Genomic DNA, 24382 nt, shown 5'->3' with positions numbered 1-24382 from the left:
GGCGGGTTGCACACTGAGCCAAAGTGGTGCCATGATGGTGCCATGGAGCTGAGGTCATACGTCGAGAACCTTCGTAACGAGTTCGCCGTGGCCGCGGAGGGCGTCGACGCCGACGGCCGCGCGCTGGCCGAGCGGCTCTTCACCCAACTGGAGGCGGCCACCCGCCTCACCCTGCTGGAGGCGCTGTCCGACGCGGCCGACGAGATCACCCGTGACCTCGCGCCGGGCTCGGTGCACGTCCGCCTCCGCGGGCGCGAGCCCGACTTCGTGGTGACGCCGGCCAGCCCGCCGGTCGACGAGGTACGCGAGGTCAACGCCCCGCCGACGCTGCCGGCACCGCCGCCGGCGCCCGAGGGCGAGGACGGTGGCACCTCGCGGATCAACCTCCGGCTTCCCGACCACCTCAAGGCCAGCGTCGAGGAGGCCGCGGGGCGCGCCGGGCTCTCGGTCAACGCCTGGCTGGTGCGCGCCGTCGCCGGTGCCGTCGGGGCGGGCGACACCGAACGTCGGCCACCCCGCCGGCCGGAACCGCGCTCCGGTCAGCACTTCACCGGCTGGGCGCGCTGACCCCTCCGTACCCCTTCTTCCTCCGCGCCGACGACCAGCGGCGACAGTCACCGACCACCTTCCGGGAGACCACCATGCCTGTTTTCGAGACGCCAGAGCCCATCTCCGTCCAGATCGAACTCCCCGTCGGGGACGTCTGGATCAGCGCTACCGACCGCACCGACACGGTGGTGACGGTGCGGCCCCGGGACCCGTCGAGCAAGGCCGACGTGAGCACCGCCGAACAGGCCACCGTCCAGTACGACGCCGGAGAACTGCTGATCAGGGTGCCGAAGACGTGGCGTCGGTACGGCTTCGGGTCCGGCCCGTCGGTCGACGTCCTGATCGAGCTACCGACCGGGTCGCGGGTGCACGCCGAGTCGTCGTGGGCGGCGTTCCGCGGCGAGGGTCGACTGGGAGAGTGCCGCATCAAGACCGGCAGCGGGATCCGGCTCGACGGGACCGGGTCGCTGGACATCGACAGCAGTCACGGCGAGGTCGCCGTGGAGCGGGTCGCCGGCTCCGCCCGGGTGAAGGCGTCGTCCGGCAAGGTGCGCCTCGGCGCGGTCGACGGACCCGTGGAGATCAAGAACTCCTCCGGCGACTGCTGGATCGGCCGCAGTGGCGGCGACGTCCGGATCAACACCGCGTACGGCGACATCACCCTCGACGCGACCACGGCCTCGGTGACGGCACGCACCGCCTACGGCAACCTCCGGCTCGGCGAGGCGGTCCGGGGGTCGATCGACCTGACCACCTCGTACGGGGCCATCGAGGTCGGCATCCGTCGCGGGACCGCCGCCTGGCTCGACGTCAGCTCCAAGCACGGTCGCGTGCACAACGCCCTGGAGAGCACCGACGGGCCGGCGCAGACCGACGAGACGGTCGAGGTACGGGCCAACACCTCCTACGGCGACATCACCGTCCGCCGCGCCTGACCGGCCAGCACACCGACGTGAAAGAGGAGACCATGACCAGTTCCACGAAGCCCGCTATCGTCGCCACCGACCTGCGGAAGTCCTACGGCGACAAGCTCGTGCTGGACGGCATCGATCTGATGATCACCGAGGGCACCATCTTCGCACTGCTCGGCCCCAACGGCGCCGGCAAGACCACCACCGTGCAGATCCTCTCCACCCTGGTCGGCGCCGACGGCGGGCAGGCCCGCGTCTTCGGCCACGACCTGAACCGGGAACCCGACGCGGTACGCGCGCTGATCGGTGTCACCGGTCAGTTCTCCGCCGTCGACAACCTGCTCACCGGCCGGGAGAACCTGAACCTGATGGCCGACCTGTGCCACCTGGACCGGGCGGCGGGCCGGCGACGGACCCACGAGCTGCTCGACCAGTTCGACCTGACCGACGCGGCGGGCAAGCCGGTGTCGACGTACTCCGGCGGTATGCGCCGACGGCTGGACCTCGCCATGACCCTGGTCGGTGACCCCCGCGTCATCTTCCTCGACGAGCCGACCACCGGCCTCGACCCGCGCAGCCGGCGGGCGATGTGGGAGATCATCCGCAACCTCGTCGCCGAGGGCGTCACCATCATGCTCACCACCCAGTACCTGGAGGAGGCCGACCAACTCGCCGATCGCGTGGCGTTCCTCGACCACGGTCGGCTGATCGCCGAGGGCACGCCGCGCGAACTCAAGCGGCTCATCCCGGGCGGCCACGTGGTGCTGCAGTTCGCCGACCAGGAGGGGCTCGACTCGGCGGCCCGTGTGCTGTCGACAGCCAGCCGGGACGACAGCGCGCTCACCCTCCAGGTGCCGAGCGACGGGGGAGTCGGGGCGCTGCGCTCCCTGCTCGACCAGCTCGACCGCGCCTCGATCACGGTGGCCGGGCTCTCCGTGCACACCCCCGACCTCGACGACGTCTTCCTCACCCTCACCGGTCAGCCCGACACCCGCGCCGGCCGACCCGACACCGAAAGGGCCTCCGTGCGATGAGCACCCTCTCCCTCGCCGTCCGTGACTCGAACACCATGCTGCGGCGCAACCTGCTGCACATGCGGCGCTACCCGTCGATGACCTTCCTGCTCATGGGCATCCCGGTCATCATCCTGCTGCTCTTCGTCTACGTCTTCGGTGGCACGCTCGGCGCCGGGCTCGGCCCGTCCGGTGGTCGCTCCGACTACGCGAACTACGTCACCCCGGGCATCCTGCTCATCACCGTCGTCAGCGCGGCGCAGGGCACGGCGATCTCGGTCGCCATGGACATGACCGAGGGCATCATCGCCCGGTTCCGCACGATGGCGATCTTCCGGCCGTCGGTCCTCACCGGTCACGTCCTGGGCAGTCTCGTGCAGACCCTGCTCAGCCTCGCGGCGGTCACCGGGGTGGCGCTGCTCGTCGGGTTCCGCCCCACCGCCAACCCGGTCGAGTGGCTGGCCGCCGTCGGTGTCCTCGCCATGGTCACCCTTGCGCTCACCTGGCTGTCGGTCGCCCTCGGCCTGGTCAGCGACAGCGTCGAGACGGCCAGCAACCTGCCGATGCCGCTGATCCTCCTGCCCTTCCTGGGCAGCGGTTTCGTCCCGACCGACTCCATGCCCACGGTGGTCCGGTGGTTCGCCGACTACCAGCCCTTCACCCCGGTCATGGAGACCCTGCGCGGCCTGCTCCTCGGCACCGGGATCGGTGCCGACGGAATCATCGCGGTGGTGTGGTGTGCCGTCATCACGGTGGTGTGCTTCCTGTGGGCGAAGACCCTCTACAACCGCAACCGGGCCGCCTGATCCGACCGACGCTCCACGTTCCGCCACCGCGCCGGCAGCCGGCGGTTCGGCCCACCGGGCCGGGCCGCCGGTTTCGCGTGCGCCGCGGTGCCCGCCTCGGCCCGGGGCGATCCGTGTGCGGCCGTGTCCAAACGTCGAATGTTATCGATAACACGGCCGACGCGTCGGCCCGTGAGGTCGGCCGGAGTGCTCACCTATGAGCAGTCGCGGCGGGCGGCGGCCCTTCCGCGCGTCCGACCGTAACAGCGGGGTGTGTCGATGATGTTATCGCTGACATCATGATCGAGGGCGACGCGGTTGCCGTCGGATGATCGACTCACGACGTCCGATGCGTTGTGCCTGTCGACCGGCCTGCCGAGGCGCCTCTGCTCCCCACCCGATCCGTGCGGCACTCCGTTCGAGGCCCGAGTGCGCTGGGTCGACATCGCATTTGCGCGTTTTGCACCGGTCCGTTATCGACGCGCCCGAGTCAACCGGGCTTCGCTGTTCCGTTACGCAGCTGTTGCGGGGGGATGTCTTGACGAGGGTTGATGTGAGCGTTAACACTATCCCCGTTAACGGTGGAGGTGAACATGAACCGTGTGGACGGAGCAGGCGACCGCTACGTCGTCGGTGTCGACTACGGCACCCTGTCCGGGCGAGCTCTGGTGGTCCGTGTCGGTGATGGTGCCGAGTTGGGGACCGCGGTGCACGAGTACGGCGACGGAGTCATCAGCACGGCGCTTCCGGGAGGTCGACAACTACCCCCGGACTGGGCCCTGCAGAACCCGGAGAACTACCGCGACGTGCTGCGATACGCCGTCCCGGCGGCGTTGTCCGCGGCCGGGGTGGATCCGGCCGCGGTCGTCGGCATCGGCATCGATTTCACCGCCTGCACGGTGCTACCGACGCTCGCCGACGGCACCCCGCTGTGCGAGACGCCCGAGCTGCGTGACCGACCGCACGCCTGGGTGAAGCTGTGGAAACACCACGCCGCGCAGCCGCACGCCGACCGGATCAACGCGCTGGCCCACGAGCGGGCCGAGCCGTGGATCGGCCGGTACGGCGGCAAGATCTCCGCCGAGTGGCAGTACGCCAAGGGTCTGCAGATCCTGGAGGAGGACCCGGAGGTCTACCACCGGGCCGAGCGCTTCATCGAGGCGGCCGACTGGATCGTCTGGCAGCTCTGCGGTGCCGAGACCCGCAATGTCTGTACGGCCGGTTACAAGGGCATCCTGCAGGACGGCCACTACCCGTCCGAGAGCTTCCTGACCGCGCTCAACCCCGACTTCGGCGACTTCGTGGCCAAGCTGGACGGTCCGCTGCTGCCCCTCGGGGCCCGAGCCGGCTCGCTCACCGCCCAGGCCGCCGCGTGGACCGGTCTGCCGGAGGGGATCGCGGTGGCCGTCGGCAACGTCGACGCGCACGTCACCGCGGCGTCCGCGCAGGCGGTGGAGCCCGGACGGCTCGTCGCCATCATGGGCACCTCGACCTGCCACGTGGTCAACGGCGCGGAGGTCGCCGAGGTGGCCGGCATGTGCGGGGTTGTCGACGGTGGGATCAGCCCCGGCGCGTGGGGGTACGAGGCCGGACAGAGCGGTGTCGGCGACATCTTCGGCTGGTTCGTCAAGCACGCCGCCCCGGCCGGCATCGACTCGCACGAACAGCTCACCAAGCTGGCCGCGAGCCAACCCGTCGGGGCGCACGGCCTGATCGCACTGGACTGGTGGAACGGCAACCGGTCCCTGCTGGTCAACCACGACCTCAGCGGCGTGATCGTCGGAATGACCCTGGCCACCCGGCCGCAGGACATCTACCGGGCGCTGCTGGAGTCGACCGCGTACGGCACCCGGATGATCATCGAGGCGTTCGTCGACGCCGGAGTGCCGGTGAACGACCTGGTGATCGCCGGTGGGCTCACCTCCAACGAACTGCTGATGCAGATCTACGCCGACGTGACGAGGCGACCGCTGAACATCATCGCCTCGGCGCAGGGCCCGGCCCTGGGCTCGGCGATCCACGCCGCCGTCGCCGCCGGAGAGTTCCCCTCGATCCACGAGGCGTCGCAGGCGATGGGTCGGGTGCACGAGGCCGTCTACCGCCCGGACCCCGAGCGGGCCCGCGCCTACGACGCCCTCTACGCCGAGTACCGCGCGCTGCACGACCACTTCGGTCGCGGGGGCAACGACGTCATGATGCGCCTGCGGGCGATCCGCAACGCGGCTGTCGAGAGCGCCGCGACCACACCCGAGACCGCGTTGGAGGTGGTCGCGTGAACGCCGAGGTGACCCGACAGATCCGTGAGCTGCGGGAGACCGTCGCCCGCCTGCACGGCGAGCTGACCCGCTACAACCTGGTCGCCTGGACGTCCGGCAACGTCTCCGCGCGGGTTCCCGGCCAGGACCTGCTGGTGATCAAGCCGAGCGGGGTGAGCTACGACGACCTCACCGCGGACACGATGGTGGTGTGCGACCTCGACGGTGTCCTCGTCGAGGGCGACTTCGCCCCGTCCAGCGACACCGCCGCCCACGCCTACGTCTACCGGGCCATGCCCGAGGTGGGTGGTGTGGTGCACACGCACAGCTCGTACGCCACCGCCTGGGCCGCGTGCGGGGAGTCGATCCCCTGCCACCTCACGGCGCAGGCCGACGAGTTCGGCGGGGAGATCCCGATCGGCCCGTTCGCGCTGATCGGCGGCGACGACATCGGCAAGGGCATCGTCGCCACGCTCTCCGGGCACCGCTCGCCCGCGGTGCTGATGCGCAACCACGGCGTGTTCACCATCGGCCGGGACGCCCGCGCGGCGGTCAAGGCGGCGGTCATGTGCGAGGACGTGGCGCGTACCGCGCACCTGGCCCACACCCTCGGTCAGCCGGTGCCGATGGCGCAGGCGGACATCGACGCCCTCTACGACCGCTACCAGAACGTCTACGGTCAACAACCAGTCGCACCGGCGGGTTCCTGACTCTTCCCCGATCATCAGGGCCCGCCGGTCTGCACCACCACGCACCAGCACGCACCACCCGCGTACGCCGCTTTTCGGGTCTTTCGGCGGCCGACGCGGTTACCCACCACATCCAGCCAAGGAGATTCGATGGGAAAGATGCGAACGCAGTCCGTTCGGTGGCGCGCTGTCGCGGTCCTCGCCAGCGCGTTGCTGGTCGGAGGCGTGGCGGCCTGCGGCAACAGCGACACCGGCGGCGGCGGGTCCACGGACGACGGCAAGATCACGATGGGCTTCTCCCAGGTCGGTGCGGAGAGCGGGTGGCGTACCGCGAACACCACCTCGATCAAGGAATCCGCCGCTGCCGCGGGCATCGAGCTGAAGTTCGACGACGCGCAGCAGAAGCAGGAGAACCAGATCAAGGCGATCCGCAACTACATCCAGCAGAAGGTCGACGTGATCGCCTTCTCGCCGGTCGTGGAGTCCGGCTGGGACACCGTGCTCAAGGAGGCCAAGGACGCCGGCATCCCGGTCATCCTGACCGACCGCTCGGTCGACTCGGCCGACAAGACGCTGTACAAGACGTTCCTCGGCTCGGACTTCGTCAAGGAGGGCCGTCTCGCCGGTGAGTGGCTGGTCGAGCAGAAGAAGACCGCCTCGGGCCCGGTGAACATCGTCGAGCTGCAGGGCAACACGGGTGCGGCGCCGGCGAACGACCGTAAGAAGGGCTTCGGCGAGGCGATCGCCGCCAACCCGAACCTGAAGATCATCGCCTCGCAGCCGGGTGACTTCACCCGGGCCGGCGGCAAGCAGGTCATGGAGCAGTTCCTCAAGGCCAACCCGAAGATCGACGTGCTGTTCGCGCACAACGACGACATGGGTCTGGGTGCGCTGGAGGCGATCACCGCGGCCGGCAAGGTGCCGGGCAAGGACATCATGATCATCACCGTCGACGCGGTGAAGGACGGCATGCAGGCGCTCGCCGACGGGAAGTTCAACTTCATCGCGGAGTGCAGCCCGCTGCTCGGCCCACAGCTGATGGACCTCGCCAAGAAGGTGCACGCGGGCGAGGAGGTGCCGCCTCGGATCGAGACCGAGGAGACCACCTTCACCCAGGAGCAGGCCAAGGAAGCGTTGCCCAACCGCAAGTACTGATCGACGCCGGGGTCGCCGCGCTCGCGTGGCGGCCCCGCCGCGTCGTCCCCCTACCCGCAACGGACCGGGCATGGCCCGCGACCACCCCGTGCCACGCCCGCCCGGACGATTCCGGCGGGCGCACGGGAGCGCAGCGGCCCTTCCGTGTCGACGACCCAGAAGAGGTCTGATGGGATGACGGATAGCCGTCCGGTCCTGACGATGACCGGGATCAGCAAATCCTTCCCCGGGGTGCGCGCACTCCACGACGTCAACTTCCGGCTTTTCCCCGGCGAGGTGCACGCCCTGATGGGCGAGAACGGCGCGGGCAAGTCGACCCTCATCAAGGTGCTGACCGGTGTGTACGACACCGACGGCGGCACGATCACCCTCGACGGCGAGCAGGTGTCCTTCAGCGGGCCGATGCAGGCGACCGCCGCCGGGGTGAGCACGGTCTTCCAGGAGGTCAACCTCTGCACCAACCTGTCGGTGGCGGAGAACATCTTCATCGGCCGGGAGCCCCGGCTCCTCGGTGCCGTCCGTTGGGGCGAGGTCCGCCGTCGCGCCCGGGCGCTGCTGACCCGCCTCGACCTCGACCTCGACGTGAGCGCGCCGCTGGGCTCGTACTCCCTGGCGATCCAGCAGATGGTCGCGATCGCCCGCGCCATCGACATCAAGGCGCGGGTGCTGATCCTGGACGAGCCGACGTCCAGCCTCGACGCCGGTGAGGTGGCGCAGCTGTTCCGCATCATGCGGCAACTGCGCGACGAGGGCATCGCGATCCTGTTCGTGACCCACTTCCTCGACCAGGTCTACGAGATCGCGGACCGGATCACGGTGCTGCGCAACGGTGGGCTCGTCGGCGAGTACCCGACCGCCGAGCTGCCCCAGCTCTCCCTCGTCGAGAAGATGATCGGCAAGGAACTGGACGTCCTGGAGGGCATCGAGGAGCACTCCCGGCGGGACCTGGCCGCCCTGGAGGAGGGCACCCCCCTGGTGGCGGTGTCCGACGTCGGCCGGAAGGGCGCCGTGGAGCCGTTCAGCCTCACCATCCACGCCGGCGAGGTGGTGGGCCTGGCCGGTCTGCTCGGCTCGGGGCGTACCGAGGTGGCCCGGTTGTTGTTCGGCGCCGACAAGACCGACGGCGGCCAGGTCACCGTCGACGGCACGGCGAGCAGTCTGCGCACCCCAGCGCAGGCCATCGGCCAGGGCGTCGGCTTCTGTTCGGAGAACCGCCGCGCGGAGGGCATCGTCCCCGACCTGTCGGTCCGCGAGAACATGATCCTCGCCATGCAGGCCGCCCGGGGCTGGCTGCGTCCGATTCCGCGTCGCCGCCAGGACGAGCTGGTCGACAAGTACGTCAAGGCACTGAGCATCCGGCCCGCGGATCCGGAGATGCCGGTACGCAACCTCTCCGGCGGCAACCAGCAGAAGGTGCTGCTGGCCCGGTGGCTGATCACCGAGCCACGGCTGTTGATCCTCGACGAGCCGACCCGGGGCATCGACATCGGCGCGAAGACCGAGATCCAGAGGCTGGTGACCCAGCTGTCCGACGGCGGCATGGCGGTGCTGTTCATCTCCGCCGAGCTGGAGGAGGTGCTGCGCCTGAGCCACAAGGTGGCCGTCATGCGGGACCGGCAGATGGTCGCGCAGTTCGCCAACGACGACAGTCTGGACGCCGACCGCATCATGCAGACCATCGCCAGTGGGTCCCTCCAGGAGGCAGACCGATGAGCGCCACCATGGGCCGCTACCGGGCGCTGACCGGTCACCGGCTGTTCTGGCCCGCCGCCGTGCTGGTCGTCATGCTCGCCGCCAACACGATCTACCGGCCGGGGTTCCTGTCCATCGAGCTCAAGGACGGGCACCTGTACGGCACCCCGATCGACATCCTGCGGCTGAGCGCGCCGTTGATCCTCGTCGCGCTGGGCATGACGCTCGTCATCTCGACCGGGGGCATCGACCTGTCGGTCGGTTCACTCTGCGCGATCAGCGGCGCGATCGCCTGCATGTACATCAGCAAGCAGCCCGACCAGAACAGCCTCACCGTGGTGCTGACCGCGCTCGCCCTGGCGTTGGCGATCTCGCTGGTGCTCGGTGCCTGGAACGGGGTGCTGGTGGCCGTGATCGGGATCCAGCCGATCATCGCCACGCTGATCCTGATGGTCGCGGGCCGCGGCCTCGCCCAGTTGATCACCCAGGGTCAGATCATCACCATCAACTCCGGGCCCTTCCGGGCGATCGGGCTGGGCCACCTGCTGACCCTGCCACTGGCCATCTTCATCGCCCTCGCCGCGGCACTCGTCGTCGCCGGGTTCACCCGCCGCACCGCACTCGGCATGATCGTCGAGTCGGTGGGCGGTAACGCGGAGGCGAGTCGACTCGCCGGCATCCGCTCCGGCCGGGTCATCTTCCTCGCGTACGTGATCAGCGCCGCCTGCGCCGCGGTCGCCGGTTTCATGATGACCGCCAACGTGTCCAGTGCCGACGGCAACGCGGTCGGTCTCTGGGTGGAGTTGGACGCCATCCTCGCGGTCGTCATCGGCGGCACGTCCCTCGCCGGCGGCCGGTTCTTCCTCAGCGGCACGATCCTCGGCGCGCTGATCATCCAGACCCTGACCACCACGGTGTACGCGATGGACATCTCGCCGCAGACGTCGCTGCTGTTCAAGGCGGTCGTCGTCATCGCCGTCTGCCTCATCCAGGCGCCGGCCTTCCGGGCCAAGTTCGCCGGCCGTCGGCGCGACCTCCCGCCGCCCACCACCGTTGCCGACAAGCCGAAGGAGCAGGTGCCGGCATGACCACTGGATCGCTCACCGCTGGGCGTACCCGGTTCCGGCTGCCACGGCGGCAGATACCGGTCCTGGCCACGCTCGCCCTCCTGCTGGTCATGTACGGCATCGGCGTGTCCCAGTACACGGCGTTCTCGAACGTCCAGGTCATCTTCAACGTCTTCATCGACAACAGCTTCCTGCTCGTCGTGGCGATCGGGATGACCTTCGTGATCCTCACCGGGGGCATCGACCTGTCGGTCGGCTCGGTCGTCGCGATGACGGCGATGGTGTCCGCCTGGCTGCTCCAGGAGGGTCTGCCCGCGGCGCTGGTGCTCGTCATCGCCCTGCTCATCGGGCCGACGCTCGGCCTGCTGATGGGCTGCGTCATCCACTTCTTCGAGATCCAGCCGTTCATCGTCACGCTCGCCGGGATGTTCTTCGCCCGGGGCATGTGCACGTTCATCTCCGACTCGTCCATCCCGATCACCGACGGGTTCTGGACCAGGATGTCGCAGGAGCGCATCGGCGATCCCCGGGGCAACTTCGTGTCGATCAGTGTGCTGATCGCCTTCGTCGTGGTCGCCGTCGCCGCGTACACGCTGGCCTACACCCGGCTCGGGCGCAACGTGTACGCCATCGGCGGCAATCCCCAGTCGGCCCTGCTGATGGGCCTGCCGGTGGGGCGGACCCGGATCGCCGTCTACACGATCAGTGGCCTGTGCTCGGCGATCGGCGGAATCCTGCTGTCCTTCTACACCCTCTCCGGCGCGCCCCTGATCGCGGTGGGCATGGAGTTGGACGTCATCGCCGCCGTCGTCATCGGTGGCACGGTGCTCACCGGAGGCGGCGGCTACGCCTTCGGCACGGTGCTCGGCGTACTCGTCCTGGGCGTGATCCAAACCCTCATCACCTTCGATGGGAGCCTCAACTCCTGGTGGACCAAGATCGTGATCGGCGGCCTGCTCTTCGCGTTCATCCTCCTCCAGCGCCTCATCGGCATCCGTTACAAGTGACCGTTCCTCTCCCGGAAGGCAACCCCATGGCACCACACCACGCACCCGAGATCTGGTTCCTCACCGGCAGCCAAGGCATGTACGGCGAGGAGACGCTCCGGCAGGTCGCCGAGCAGTCTCGCCAGATCGCGGCCGCGCTCGACGACTCGCCGCAGATTCCCGCCCGGGTGGTCTGGAAGCCCGTCCTGACCAACAGCGGTGAGATCCTGCAGGTCTGCCGGGACGCCGCCGCCCAGGGGGCCATCGGGGTCATCGCGTGGATGCACACCTTCTCGCCGGCGAAGATGTGGATCTCCGGGCTCGACGCGTTGCAGACGCCGCTGCTGCACCTGCACACGCAGGCCAACGTCCTGCTGCCGTGGAACGACATCGACATGGACTTCATGAACCTGAACCAGGCCGCCCACGGCGACCGTGAGTTCGGGTACATCCAGACCCGTCTCGGTGTGGCTCGCAAGACGGTGGCCGGGCACGTCAGTGACCCGCGGGTGAGTGCCCGGGTCGGTGCGTGGGCCCGTGCCGCGCTCGGCTGGTCGGCGATGCGGTCGCTGCGGCTGGCCCGCTTCGGCGACAACATGCGCGACGTCGCGGTGACCGAGGGCGACAAGGTCGAGGCGGAGCTGCGGTTCGGGGTGTCGGTCAACACCTACGGCGTCAACGACCTGGTCGAGGTGGTCGGTCAGGTCGCCGACGCGCAGGTCGACGACCTGGTCAAGGAGTACGAGGACACGTACCGCGTCGCCTCGGAGCTGCTGTCCGGGGGCGAGCGGCACGATTCCCTGCGGTACGCGGCCCGGCTGGAGCTGGGCATGCGTGCCTTCCTGGACGAGGGCGGGTTCCGGGCCTTCACCACGAACTTCGAGGACCTCGGGGGCCTGCGTCAGCTGCCCGGCATCGCCGTGCAGCGACTGATGGCCGACGGTTACGGCTTCGGTGGTGAGGGCGACTGGAAGACCTCGGTGCTGGTCCGGACCCTCAAGGCGATGTCGGTGGGTGTGGACGGCGGCACGTCGTTCATGGAGGACTACACCTACGACCTCACCCCGGGCGAGGAGCTGGTGCTGGGCGCGCACATGCTGGAGGTCTGCCCGACGATCGCCTCCGACACGCCGAACGTGGAGATCCACCCGCTGAGCATCGGCGGTCGGGAGGACCCGATCCGGCTGGTCTTCGACGCCGCGCCCGGCCCGGCGGTCGTGCTCGGCCTGGCCGACATGGGAGAGCGGTTCCGGCTCGTCGCCAACGAGATCGACGTGGTCACCCCGCCGCAGCCGCTGCGCAGCCTGCCGGTGGCCCGCGCCGTCTGGCGCCCGCGACCGGACCTGCCCGTTTCGGCCGAGGCGTGGATCACCGCGGGTGCGCCGCACCACACGGTGCTGTCCCAGGCGGTGGGGGTGGAGGAGTTGCACGACCTGGCCGAGATGAGCCGTACCGAGCTGGTCGTCATCGACGCCGAGACCCAGACCCGCCGCTTCGCCGACGAGCTGCGCTGGAACCAGGCCTACTACCGGCTGGCCCGCGGCTTCTGAGGCCCTGCCGCCGGGCGTGATCGGCTCGGGCCCGACAGGTCCGGGCCGATCACGGCTTAGGTGATCATGTTGTCCTGCCTTTGATCAGCGGGGCGTAGGCCGGCGCCGATGGGCCGGCCGTGTGGCCCGGTCCTGAACTGGCGGTCGGTGGAGCTGAGCCACCAGACACGCCGAGCACCGCACCGTTGAGCTGCCACCGATCGCGCATCCGCTGGCCGCGCCGCACGCACGTACGCACGCGTCGTGCCCTCCCGTCGCGCCCTCCGGCGTCGACGCCGTCCGCTCGGACCGCCGACTCATGTTTCGTCTTGACTACGGTCTTGTTATCGATAACAGTAAGCATCAACGCAACTCGATTCCTGCGCCACGCCGGCTCTGATCCGCGCCTCTCCGTCGAGGTCGAACGATCTCCGGGACCTGGCGTGGGGTGCTGTTAGCGATCACATCAATGGTCTGGCCAGCGCGCCGACCAGCGATGCGGATGCCGGCTGAGACGGTCCGGCACCTCAGGCCAGCGAAGGAGGATCATGATTTCCATCGGACGGGTTCCCCGGGGAGCACCGCGCCGGCGCGGAAGACTGTCACTACTCGGCGCGGCCGTGGTGGCGGTGGTGCTCGGTGGGGCCCTCGCGGCCGTCGCCCCGTCGCCGGCTTCGGCGGCGACCGTCGACACCAACGCGTGGTACGTGTTGGTCAACCGCAACAGCGGCAAGGCCCTGGACGTCTACAACCTGGCCACGAACGACGGTGCCCGGATCACGCAGTGGGCCCGGAACAACGGTAATCAGCAGCAGTGGCAGTTCGTGGACTCCGGTGGTGGCTACTACCGGTTGAAGTCGCGGCTGTCGGGCAAGGTGCTCGACGTCTATCAGCGTTCGACGGCCAACGGTGCGGCGATCGTGCAGTGGTCCGACAACAACGGGACCAACCAGCAGTTCCGGTTGGCCGATTCGGACAGCGGCTACGTCCGGTTGATCAACCGGAACAGCAACAAGGTCATGGAGGTGCAGGGCGCCTCGACCGCCGACGGTGGAAACATCGTGCAGTACGACGACTGGAACGGCGCCAACCAGCAGTGGCAGCTCGTCCGCATGGACGGCGGCACCGACCCCACCACGCCGCCCCCGTCGAACGGCACGTTCTCGAACCCGGCCATCTGGCAGGACTTCGCCGACGTCGACATCATCCGGGTGGACAACGTCTACTACCTGACGTCGTCCACCATGCACTACTCGCCGGGCGCGCCGGTCCTGCGCTCGTACGACCTGGTGAACTGGGAGTTCGCCGGTCACGCCGTGCCCCGGCTCGACTTCGGCTCGAAGTACGACATGAGCGGTGGTAGTAACGCGTACGTCGACGGGATCTGGGCATCGACGCTGAACTACCGGCCGAGCAACCGGCAGTACTACTGGGCCGGGTGCATCGACTTCGCGCAGACGCACATCTACACCGCGTCCGCCGTCGACAGCACCTGGAGCAAGCACGCCACCATCCCGAACTGCTACTACGACGCCGGCCTGCTGTTCGACGACAACGACACCCCGTACATCGCGTACGGCAACGGCACCATCAGCGTCGCCCAGCTCTCCGCCGACGGAAAGTCCCAGGTCCGGGCCCAGCAGGTGTACCAGACGCCGTCGAGCATCGGCACGCTGGAAGGTGCCCGGTTCTACAAGCGCAACGGCGCCTACTACATCTGGCTCACCCGACCGGCCAACGGCCAGTACGTGCTCAAGTCGACGAACGGCCCGTTCGGCCCGTACGAGCAGCGTCAGGTGCTGCTGGATCTGCCCGGCCCGATCTCCGGCGGTGGTGTGCCGCACCAGGGCGGCCTGGTGCAGACCCAGAACGGCGACTGGTACTACATGTCCTTCGTCGACGCGTACCCCGGTGGTCGGATGCCGGCCCTGGCACCGATCACCTGGACCGGCGACGGTTGGCCGGTGTTGCAGACGGTCAACGGCAGGTGGGGCGACACGTACCCGAAGCCGAACCTGCCCGCGCCGCCGCGTGCGGTCAAGCCGCTGACCGGCACCGACACGTTCGCCGGCACCACCCTCGGCCCGCAGTGGGAGTGGAACCACAACCCGGACAACAGCAAGTGGTCGGTCAACAACGGCCTGAACCTGCAGACCGCCACCGTCACCGGCGACCTGTACAAGGCGCGCAACACGCTGACCCACCGGATCCAGGGGCCCACCTCGACCGCCACCATCGAATTGGACTACTCCACGATGCGTGACGGTGACCGCACCGGCCTGGCGGTGCTGCGCAACTCGTCGGCCTGGATCGGCATCAAGCGGGACAACGGGTCCACCCGACTGGTCATGCAGAACGGCCTGACGATGGACGGCAGTTGGAACACCACCAGCACCGGCAGCGAGGTCGCGAGCACCGGTGTCTCGGGTGGCCGGATCTGGTTGCGGGCCAACGCCGACATCAGACCCGGGTCCGGCCGGCAGGCTCGTTTCTCCTACAGCACGGACGGGGTCAACTTCACCTCGTTCGGCAACGCCCTGACGCTGGCCAACAACTGGCAGTTCTTCATGGGCTACCGGTTCGCCGTCTTCAACCACGCGACCCAGGCGCTCGGCGGCGCGGTCACCGTACGCCGGTTCGACCTGACCACACCGTGACACCAGTCACACAACGAATGGTCTGACCAGCGGCGCTGGCAGACACGTGCCCGCCGGCACGTCGAGTCGACGCCACGGCTGGTCCTCGCCGGCCTGCTCCACGCTCTGTCCAAGGGCGTAGGGCAGGCCGGCGTGCCATCGCGCATCGACGGAGAACGGCTGTTCACCGCGTACCTCAGGCGGGGGTTGGGTTATGCGGCACTGGTGCGTCGCGCAGTCCACCGACGGGCATGCCGTGTTCGGGGCGGTGGCTGGCGTAGACTATCGGCGATCCAGCGCTGGTCACCTGGGATTCAGCACCGGCGTGGTGGCTGAGCGAGGGGGATCGGGCCGGGCCGCTCCAGTCGACGTCGACGGGCTGCGGGCCGGAGATGTAGCGGGGGGAGCGAAATGGCCGTCCACGGTCCCGCGATGACGGATGTTGCTCGTCTCGCCGGTGTCTCCCATCAAACGGTGTCGCGGGTGCTCAACGGGCACCCCAACGTTCGTGAGCAGACCCGGTTGCGGGTGCGGGCGGCGATCGCCGAGCTCGGCTACCGCCCGAACGGCGCGGCACGCGCGCTGGTGACCGGTCGGTCCCAGGTCATCGGCGTGGTCGCGCAGAACACGACGCTCTACGGTCCGGCGTCCCTGCTCGCCGCGTTGGAGCAGACCGCCGCCGAGGAGGGTTTCGCGGTCAGCGTCGGCAGCGTCCGCAACCTCGACCACCGGTCCATCTCGGCGGCCGTCGAACGGCATCTGTCGCACCGGGTCGCCGGCATCGTGGTCATCGCGCCGGTCGAGTCGGCCGGTGAGGCGCTGGAGCGCCTACCGAAGGACGTACCGCTGGTCACCGTCGACGGTGACCCGAACCGACCGGTGCCGTTGGTGACCGTCGACCAGGTGGCGGGCGCCCGGGCGGCGACCCAGCATCTGCTCGACGCGGGGCACCGCACCGTCTGGCACGTCTCGGGGCCGTCCGACTGGTTCGACAGCGTCGGTCGGATCGACGGCTGGCGGGAGGCGTTGCTGGCCGCCGGCCTGGTGCCACCGCCGCTGATGCCGGGGGACTGGTCCGCGTCCTCCGGTTACCGGTGCGGGCAGATGCTGGCGCGGATGCCGGAGGTCACCGCGGTCTTCACCGCCAACGACCATCTCGCGCTGGGCGTGCTGCGGGCGTTGCACGAGTACGGCCGACGGGTGCCCGACGACATCAGCGTCGTCGGCTTCGACGACGTGCCGGAGGCGGCGTACTTCATCCCGCCGCTGACGACCGTCCGTCCGGACTTCGACGCGGTCGCGCGGGCGAGCCTGCAGATGTTGCTGACCCAGATCGAGTCGGGCACCGGTGGCGCGCTGCGGCAGACGGTCGCCCCGACCCTGGTCGCCCGCGAGAGCGTCGCCCCACCGCGTCGCTGACGTCCGGGCCACCGCGTCGCCCCGGTTGATAAGACCCGGGTCAATCGCTGCGCCATCTCACCAATCGACGAGAAGCAATGCGATGCGCGCAAGGTATTGAACCTCGTGAAATGGGACCGTAACATGATGGACGTCTCTGTTAACGCTAACAAACAATTGGCGTCCAGCTATCGGCCCATCGACCGGAGATCGTAGTCAGGGCGGGCGCCACCGACAAGGAGGCTCGATGAACCGCATCACTCGAGGTCGTCGCTGGGGGAGCGTGCTGGCAGCCGGCCTACTGGTCGCCGGCGCCCTGGTCGGCCTCCGCGCCCCCGCGGCGCAGGCGCTCGACAACGGCGTGGCGCGTACCCCCCCGATGGGGTGGAACTCGTGGAACCAGTTCGGCTGCAACATCAACGAGGCGCTGATCCGCAGCACGGCGGACGCGATCGTCAGCAGCGGGATGCGGGACCTGGGCTACCAGTACGTCGTGGTCGACGACTGCTGGTTCAACCCGAACCGGGACGCCAACGGCAACATCCAGGGTGATCCGACCCGGTTCCCGAGCGGAATGAAGGCGCTCGGCGACTACCTGCACGCCCGGGGTCTGAAGTTCGGCCTCTACCAGGTGCCGGTCGACAAGACCTGCGCGCAGTACTTCGGCGCCTACCCGGGCGCCACCGGCAGCCGGGGTCACGAGGTGCAGGACGCCAACCAGTTCGCCGCCTGGGGTGTCGACTTCCTGAAGTACGACTGGTGTTCGCCGGAGGGCAGCATCAACGACCAGGTCGCCACCTTCGCCAAGATGCGCGACGCGCTGGCCGCCACCGGCCGGCCGATCGTCTACAGCATCAACCCGAACAGCATCCACGCCAAGACCGGCCCGCAGCGCAACTGGGGGGACGTCGCCAACATGTGGCGGACCACCGAGGACATCACCAACGCGTGGGACACCGGCCAGACCAACGGCTACCCGATGGGCATCCAGAACATCATCAACGTGACGGTTCCGCTGGCCTCCTACGCACGCCCGGGTGGGTTCAACGACCCGGACATGATGGAGATCGGTCGCGGTGGCATGAACGACACGGAGATGCGCAGCCACTTCGCGATGTGGGCGATCATGGCGTCGCCGCTGATCGCCGGCAACGACGTGCGGAACATGAACGCCGCGACGCAGACCATCCTCAAGAACGCCAACCTGATCGCGATCAACCAGGACTCCCTCGGGTTGCAGGGGACGCAGGTGTCGTTCGACGGCACGCGTCGGGTGCTGGCCAAGCGGCTCGCCAACGGTGACGTCGCCGTCGCCCTGTTCAACCAGGGCTCCTCGACCACGACGATCTCGACCACGGCCTCCGCCATCGGCAAGTCCGGCTCGTCGTTCACGCTGGTGGACGCGTGGACGAATGCCACCAGTTCCAGCAGCGGAACGATCAGCGCCAGCGTCCCGGCGCACGGCACCGTCGTGTACCGGGTCAGCGGTGGCGGCACGACTCCGCCGACGACCCCGCCGCCGACCACGTCGAGCGCGTACGCCAGCGCGGCCTCCAACCGCTGCCTGGACGTGCCGAACAGCAACACCACCAACGGCACCCAGCCGGTCATCTGGGACTGCAACGGCCAGGCCAACCAGCGCTGGACGCGCAACGGTCAGACCCTGCAGGCCCTGGGCAAGTGCCTGGACGCGCCGACGAACGCGGCGGCCGGCTCCAAGGTGCAGATCTGGGACTGCAACGGCGGAACCAACCAGCAGTGGAACATCAACGCCAACGGGACGATCAGCGGCGTACAGTCCGGGCTCTGCCTGGACGTCAACAACAACGGCACGGCCAACGGCACCACGGTGATCCTCTGGAACTGCACCGCGGCGGCCAACCAACGGTGGTCGCAGCGGTAGCCACCCGAACCGGCGCTTCTCTTGGTGCCCGCGGACGACTACGGTCGTCCGCGGGCATCGGCGTGTCACGGCGTCGGACTGACCCCGGAGAGTCGCCGTGCGCTCACTCTCAAGCGATTGACTGCATGGCTACGCTCGCCTGGATGCTCCGTTACGAGACCGTGACACCGGTATTTCGGAGTAGGTGTTGACGCAACCTATGTGAGCGCTAACACTACCCGAAAGATGACAGTTGGCCCCGGCAGTCGGCGGGGGAGTCCAGAGAGGAGAACCCCGTGCGCAGGAGATTCCTGGTAGCTCTCGGCAGCGCGGCGCTGGCGCTGAGCCTTGCGGCGTGCAGTGGCGAGGGAGCGGGCAGCGACGGCGACAAGAGCGGCGAGAAGCCCAGCGACCTGACCATCGGTGTGTCGATGCCGACCCAGACCTCGGAGCGGTGGATCGCCGACGGCAACGCGGTGAAGTCCAAGCTCGAGGCGAAGGGCTACAAGGTCGACCTCCAGTACGCCGGCGACGACATCCCGACGCAGTCCCAGCAGGTCGACCAGATGATCACCCAGGGTGCGGACGTCCTGGTGATCGCGGCGATCGACGGCACGGCGCTCAACAGCCAGCTGCAGGCCGCCGCGGCCGCGAAGATTCCGGTCATCTCCTACGACCGGCTGATCCGTGGCAGCAAGGACGTCGACTTCTACGTCAGCTTCGACAACTACAAGGTAGGCGTCGCCCAGGGCACCGCGCTGCTCGTCGGTCTCGGCCTGCTGAACAAGGACGGCTCGAAGGGCACCGCCAAGGGCCCGCTGAACGTCGAGCTCTTCGCCGGGTCGCTGGACGACAACAACACCCAGTACTTCTACGGCGGCGCGATGGACACGCTGAAGCCGTTCATCGAGGACGGCACGCTCGTCGTCAAGTCCAAGCAGACCACCCCCGAGCAGATCGCCACCCTGCGCTGGCAGCAGGAGACCGCGCAGAAGCGGATGGAGAACCTGCTCACCTCCAGCTACAACGACGGCTCGAAGGTCGACGGCGTGCTGTCCCCGTACGACGGCATCTCCCGGGGCATCATCACCGCGCTGCAGAACGCCGGCTACGGCAGCGGCGCGAAGAAGCTCCCGGTGGTCACCGGTCAGGACGCGGAGATCGCCTCGATCAAGCTGATCAACGACGGCGTGCAGAACTCCACCGTCTTCAAGGACACCCGACTGCTGGCCGAGCAGGCCGTCAACGCGTCCGAGGCGTTCCTGCAGAAGAAGCAACCGCAGGCCAACGACACCCAGACGTACAACAACGGGGTCAAGGTCGTCCCGGCGTACCTGCTGCCGATCGCCACGGTCTACAAGGACGACATCAAGGCCACGCTGATCGACTCGGGCTACTGGACGGCGGAAGAGGTCGCCGCCGGCCAGGCCAAGAAGTAAAGCCACTCGTCGGGCCCGGCGGTCTCCGCCGGGCCCGACGCCGTGGCGTACCACGTCCGACCTGACAGAGGACAGTGACAATGGACGACACCATCCTTGAGATGCGCCGCATCACGAAGACCTTCCCCGGCGTGACCGCGCTGGAGGACGTCACCCTCGCCGTCCGTCGCGGGGAGATCCACGCCATCTGCGGGGAGAACGGCGCCGGCAAGTCAACCCTGATGAAGGTGCTGTCCGGCGTCCACCCGTCCGGCTCGTACGACGGTGAGATCCTCTTCGACGGCAAGCCGGTGCAGTTCCGGGGCATCCGCGACAGCGAGGCCAACGGCATCGTCATCATCCACCAGGAACTCGCCCTGGTGCCGTACCTGTCGATCGCGGAGAACATCTTCCTCGGCAACGAGCGGCGCGGCCGCACCGGGCTCATCGACTGGAACCTGGCCAACGCCGAGGCGGCGAAGCTACTGGCGTCCGTCGGGCTGCACGAGAACCCCGTCACCCCGGTCATCCAGCTCGGCGTCGGCAAGCAGCAGCTGGTGGAGATCGCCAAGGCGCTGTCGAAGAAGGTGAAGCTGCTCATCCTCGACGAGCCCACCGCCGCGCTCAACGACATCGACTCCGCTCACCTGCTCGACCTGCTGCGGGCACTGCGGGACCAGGGCATCACCTGCATCATGATCTCGCACAAGCTCAACGAGATCATGGCCATCGCCGACTCGACGACGGTCATCCGCGACGGGCGCACGGTCGAGACCCTCGACATGAAGTCCGACGACGTGAACCAGCAGCGGATCATCCGCGGCATGGTCGGCCGTGACCTGGACAGCTTCTACCCCGACCGGGAGTCGTCCCCCGGCGAGGAGGTCCTCCGCATCGAGGACTGGACGGCGCGGCACCCGGTCCAGGACCGGATGATCGTCGAGGGCGTCAACCTGTCCGTGCGCGCCGGTGAGGTGGTCGGCATCGCCGGCCTGATGGGCGCCGGGCGCACCGAGCTGGCGATGAGCGTGTTCGGTCGGTCGTACGGGCGCGACATCAGCGGCCGGCTGTTCGTGCGCGGGAAAGAGGTGCAGGCGCGTACCGTCGCCGAGGCGATCGACAACGGGATCGCGTACGTCACCGAGGACCGCAAGCACTACGGTCTCAACCTCATCGACGACGTGCGGCGCAACGTGTCCGCCGCCGCGTTGGACCGCCTGTCCCGGCTGGGCTGGGTCAACGGCAACGAGGAGATCAAGGTTGCCGAGACGAGCCGCCAGGAGATGAACATCCGGACGCCGAGCGTGATGGCGGTGGTCGGCAAGCTCTCCGGCGGCAACCAGCAGAAGGTCGTCCTGTCGAAGTGGCTGTTCACCGACCCGGACGTGCTGATCCTGGACGAACCCACCCGTGGGATCGACGTCGGGGCCAAGTACGAGATTTACACCATCATCAACCGGCTGGTGGCCGCCGGCAAGGCAGTGATCGTCATCTCCTCCGAGCTGCCGGAGCTGCTCGGGATGTGCGACCGCATCTACACCCTCGCCGCCGGCCGGATCACCGGTGAGATGCCGGTGGCCGAGGCTACTCAGGAGAGCCTCATGGAGCTGATGACCAAGGACAAGGAGCTCGTCGGATGACCGACATCAAGACCTCTTCGACGGAGCGCCCGACGCCCCCGGACAGCGCGCCCGCCGCCGCCCTGCACAGCGGGACGAGCGACCTGCGGGCGTTGGTGTTGAACAACCTGCGGCAGAGCGGGATCTACGTCGCCCTGGTCGTCATCGTCGCGCTCTTCGCGCTGCTCACCGACGGGGTGCTGCTGAGCCCCGGAAACATCACCAACATCGTCCTTCAGTACTCGTACATCCTGGTGCTCGCCATCGGGATGGTCATCCTGATCATCGGCGGTCACATCGACCTGTCGGTCGGATCGGTGGTCGCGCTGACCGGAGCGGTCTCCGCCGTCCTGGTGATCCAGCAGGGGCATCCCTGGTGGATCGGCGTCCTGGCGGCACTGGCCGTCGGCATCGCCGTCGGTGCCTGGCACGGCTTCTGGGTGGCGTACGCCGGCATTCCGGCCTTCATCGTGACCCTGGCGGGCATGCTGCTGTTCCGGGGCCTCACCCTGCGGGTGCTCGACAACATCTCGCTGTCGCCGTTCCCGGCCGAGTACCAGAAGGTCGCGGCGGGCTTCCTCAACGGACTGCTCGGTGGAAACGGCTTCGACGCCTTCACGTTGCTGATCGGCGCCGTCGCCGTGGCCGGCTACGCGGTGAGCGGCTTCCGCACCCGCGTGGCGCGCATCCGCTACCAGCAGCACGTCGAGTCGTTCCCGCTGTTCGTCGCCCGGGTCGTGCTGGTCGGCGCGGTCATCATGTACTTCGCCTGGCAGCTGGCGCACGCCCGCGGTCTGCCGATCGTGCTGATCATCCTCGCGGTCCTCGTGCTGGTCTACGGCCTGGTCACCCGGCGTACCGTCTTCGGTCGCCAGGTCTACGCGATCGGTGGCAACCTGTCGGCGGCGGCGCTGTCCGGGGTGAAGGTCCGGACCGTCAACTTCTGGATGTTCGTCAACATGGGCTTCCTGGCCGCGGTGGCGGGCGTCATCTACTCCTCGCGGTCCAACGGCGCCCAACCCGCCGCCGGCAACATGTTCGAGCTGGACGCGATCGCCGCGGCCTTCATCGGCGGCGCGGCGGTCACCGGTGGTGTCGGCACCGTGGTGGGCGCGATGGTCGGCGGTCTGATCATGGCGGTGATGAGCAACGGCATGCAGCTGATGGGCATCGACCAGTCGACCCAGTCGGTGGTGAAGGGCCTCGTCCTGCTCGTCGCGGTCGCCTTCGACGTCTACAACAAGCGTCGGGCCGGAACGGCCCGCTGACGCCTGGACCGTACGCACGTGCGCCCCTGCCCGCCTCGCGGGTGGGGGCGCACGTCGTTTCGGCAGGATGCCGTCCCGTGCGGTGCCGATCCTTGAGCGGTTCGAGGTGGTGGGGATCCCGCTGCGCCGAACGGCGCAGCGGGATCACGCGCTCAGTGGCAGTTGCCGGTGCCGCTGTCGCTGTAGGTCTGCCCGGCCACCGGCACGAACTGCCAGTCGTAGCTGCCGGAGTGCAGGGTGAACTTCAGGACGCCCCACGCCGAACTGTTGCGGGCTTCGCTGTTGGGCTGGATGGTGCCGAAGCCGTAGTGGCTCGCGCCACCCATGCCGGCGACGAAGCTGCGCAGACCCCGACTGCTGTCGGCGCCACCGGAGGGGTTCATCGGTGCGAACCGCTCGTACACGTGGTTGTGTCCCCACACCACGACGTCGGCGTTGTAGTCGTAGAGCGCCTGGTACAGCGGGCGCGTGGACGTCGACGGCGCGTGGTTGGAGCTGGACGTGAACAGCGGGTGGTGCCAGTACGCCAGCGTGCACGGCTTGCTGGTGGCGGCCAGGTCGGCGCGCAGCCACTGCTCCTGGGTCGATCCGGCGGACATGCTGATGTTCGAGTTCAGCGACACGATGTGCCAGTTGCCGAGGTCGAAGGAGTAGTAGCCACGGCCACTCGGGCCGGCTGACGTACCGAAGTAGTTGTAGTAGCCGGTCGCGCCGGACGTGTTGTAGTCGTGGTTGCCCGGCGACGGCCGGGTGCGGCTCTTGTGCCGCCCCCAGGTGGGCTCGTAGTAGCTGTTGAACTGCGACGCGGTGCCGCTGTCGTAGACGTTGTCGCCGGTGGTGAAGACCGTGCCGGGGATGGTGTCGAGCAGCGCGGCGGTGGCGCTGTCGCCGGAGCCGGAGTCGGCGATGTCGCCCGCGCCGACGAACACCGGGTCACCGGACGGAGGCGTGGTGGTCCCGGTGGTGACCACCAGTTGCGGGGCGTCCGCGCCGCTCTCGCGGGTGTCGTAGTACGCGCCGTCACCGCTGGCGGAGGTCGCGCCGAAGCTGTACGTGCCGTTGCCGGTCACCGCAGCCGTGACGTCGACCTCGTACCAGGTGTTGCCGCTGACCGCGCCGATCGTGCCGAGTGTGGCGCCGTCGATGGCCGGTTGGTTGTTCCAGGTGGTGCCGGTCTCCGACCAGGTCGTGTTGGACATCCGGCGGAACGTGCCACCGGCGTCGCTGCCGCTGTTGCCGCTGATCGTGCGCAGCCGCAGCTTCGCGCTGGTCACCGTGCCGCTGACGCCGCTCACCGTGAAGCGCAGGAACGAGCGTCGCACCGGCGAGTTGTCGACGACCATCTGCGTCGACGTGCCGTAGTTGGTGGAGGCCGTGTCGCTCTGGACGTAGGTGTCGGCGACCGGCGTGAACGTCACGCTCGCCGCCGACGCCGAGCCGGCAGCGGTCACGACGACGGCGGCGGTCGCGGCGAGGACCACCGTGACTACCCCCAGCGTCACCGGCGGACGGGGGAATCGAATGTCCATC

18 protein-coding genes are annotated in these 24382 nt (G+C 68.6%); 17 read left to right on the top strand and 1 reads right to left on the bottom strand.

Features of this window, described 5'->3' with window-relative positions:
- Window positions 1-42 precede the first annotated feature (42 nt).
- From O7617_RS03035 to mmsB, 17 genes are all read left to right on the top strand, one after another.
- Complete coding sequence (locus tag O7617_RS03035; RefSeq protein WP_282261368.1) at window positions 43-567, top strand: hypothetical protein; 525 nt, start codon at window positions 43-45, stop codon at window positions 565-567.
- Between the two features lie 74 nt (window positions 568-641).
- A complete protein-coding gene (locus O7617_RS03030; protein WP_282261366.1) occupies window positions 642-1484 on the top strand; it encodes a DUF4097 family beta strand repeat-containing protein in 843 nt (280 codons plus the stop codon).
- A gap of 32 nt (window positions 1485-1516) precedes the next feature.
- Window positions 1517-2494: an ATP-binding cassette domain-containing protein gene (locus O7617_RS03025; RefSeq protein WP_282261364.1), complete on the top strand. Its 978-nt coding sequence runs from the start codon at window positions 1517-1519 to the stop codon at window positions 2492-2494.
- Window positions 2491-3279: an ABC transporter permease gene (locus O7617_RS03020; RefSeq protein WP_282261363.1), complete on the top strand. Its 789-nt coding sequence runs from the start codon at window positions 2491-2493 to the stop codon at window positions 3277-3279. The genes O7617_RS03025 and O7617_RS03020 overlap by 4 nt, the downstream gene beginning before the upstream one ends.
- 572 nt (window positions 3280-3851) lie before the next feature.
- Entirely contained in the window at window positions 3852-5534 is a 1683-nt protein-coding gene (gene araB, locus O7617_RS03015; RefSeq protein ID WP_282261361.1) for a ribulokinase, read from the top strand.
- The gene (locus tag O7617_RS03010) at window positions 5531-6223 is read left to right on the top strand and encodes an L-ribulose-5-phosphate 4-epimerase (protein WP_208745067.1); all 693 of its coding nucleotides are present in this window, start codon (window positions 5531-5533) and stop codon (window positions 6221-6223) included. Before araB ends, O7617_RS03010 begins: the two co-directional genes overlap by 4 nt.
- 138 nt (window positions 6224-6361) lie before the next feature.
- Entirely contained in the window at window positions 6362-7357 is a 996-nt protein-coding gene (locus O7617_RS03005) for an ABC transporter substrate-binding protein (RefSeq protein WP_282264617.1), read from the top strand.
- A 174-nt stretch (window positions 7358-7531) separates the two neighbouring features.
- Window positions 7532-9070: a sugar ABC transporter ATP-binding protein gene (locus O7617_RS03000; RefSeq protein WP_282261357.1), complete on the top strand. Its 1539-nt coding sequence runs from the start codon at window positions 7532-7534 to the stop codon at window positions 9068-9070.
- Entirely contained in the window at window positions 9067-10137 is a 1071-nt protein-coding gene (locus O7617_RS02995) for an ABC transporter permease (RefSeq protein ID WP_282261356.1), read from the top strand. The genes O7617_RS03000 and O7617_RS02995 overlap by 4 nt, the downstream gene beginning before the upstream one ends.
- Complete coding sequence (yjfF, locus tag O7617_RS02990; RefSeq protein ID WP_145784528.1) at window positions 10134-11123, top strand: galactofuranose ABC transporter, permease protein YjfF; 990 nt, start codon at window positions 10134-10136, stop codon at window positions 11121-11123. The genes O7617_RS02995 and yjfF overlap by 4 nt, the downstream gene beginning before the upstream one ends.
- A gap of 26 nt (window positions 11124-11149) precedes the next feature.
- On the top strand, window positions 11150-12652 hold the full coding sequence (araA, locus tag O7617_RS02985) for an L-arabinose isomerase (protein WP_282261355.1): 1503 nt from the start codon (window positions 11150-11152) through the stop codon (window positions 12650-12652).
- A gap of 527 nt (window positions 12653-13179) precedes the next feature.
- A complete protein-coding gene (locus tag O7617_RS02980) occupies window positions 13180-15288 on the top strand; it encodes an RICIN domain-containing protein (RefSeq protein WP_282261353.1) in 2109 nt (702 codons plus the stop codon).
- Between the two features lie 411 nt (window positions 15289-15699).
- Window positions 15700-16686, top strand: a complete 987-nt coding sequence (locus tag O7617_RS02975) for a LacI family DNA-binding transcriptional regulator (protein WP_282261352.1) — start codon at window positions 15700-15702, stop codon at window positions 16684-16686.
- A 226-nt stretch (window positions 16687-16912) separates the two neighbouring features.
- Window positions 16913-18568 carry a ricin-type beta-trefoil lectin domain protein gene (locus O7617_RS02970; RefSeq protein WP_282261351.1) on the top strand — a complete coding sequence of 552 codons (1656 nt, stop codon included), beginning with the start codon at window positions 16913-16915 and terminating at the stop codon, window positions 18566-18568.
- Window positions 18569-18843: 275 nt separating this feature from the next.
- The gene (chvE, locus tag O7617_RS02965; protein WP_282261349.1) at window positions 18844-19986 is read left to right on the top strand and encodes a multiple monosaccharide ABC transporter substrate-binding protein; all 1143 of its coding nucleotides are present in this window, start codon (window positions 18844-18846) and stop codon (window positions 19984-19986) included.
- 80 nt (window positions 19987-20066) lie between these two features.
- On the top strand, window positions 20067-21605 hold the full coding sequence (gene mmsA, locus O7617_RS02960; RefSeq protein WP_282261347.1) for a multiple monosaccharide ABC transporter ATP-binding protein: 1539 nt from the start codon (window positions 20067-20069) through the stop codon (window positions 21603-21605).
- A complete protein-coding gene (gene mmsB, locus O7617_RS02955; protein ID WP_282261345.1) occupies window positions 21602-22852 on the top strand; it encodes a multiple monosaccharide ABC transporter permease in 1251 nt (416 codons plus the stop codon). The genes mmsA and mmsB overlap by 4 nt, the downstream gene beginning before the upstream one ends.
- Before the next feature lie 152 nt (window positions 22853-23004).
- Here the strand turns inward: mmsB and O7617_RS02950 are convergent, their stop codons facing one another.
- Window positions 23005-24381 (bottom strand): DNRLRE domain-containing protein, encoded by a 1377-nt coding sequence (locus tag O7617_RS02950; protein WP_282261343.1) that lies wholly within the window; start codon window positions 24379-24381, stop codon window positions 23005-23007.
- Window position 24382: the final 1 nt, after the last annotated feature.

The organism is Micromonospora sp. WMMD1155, assembly GCF_029581275.1.
Classification (GTDB): domain Bacteria; phylum Actinomycetota; class Actinomycetes; order Mycobacteriales; family Micromonosporaceae; genus Micromonospora.
This window is presented reverse-complemented; position numbering and strand designations above follow the sequence as displayed.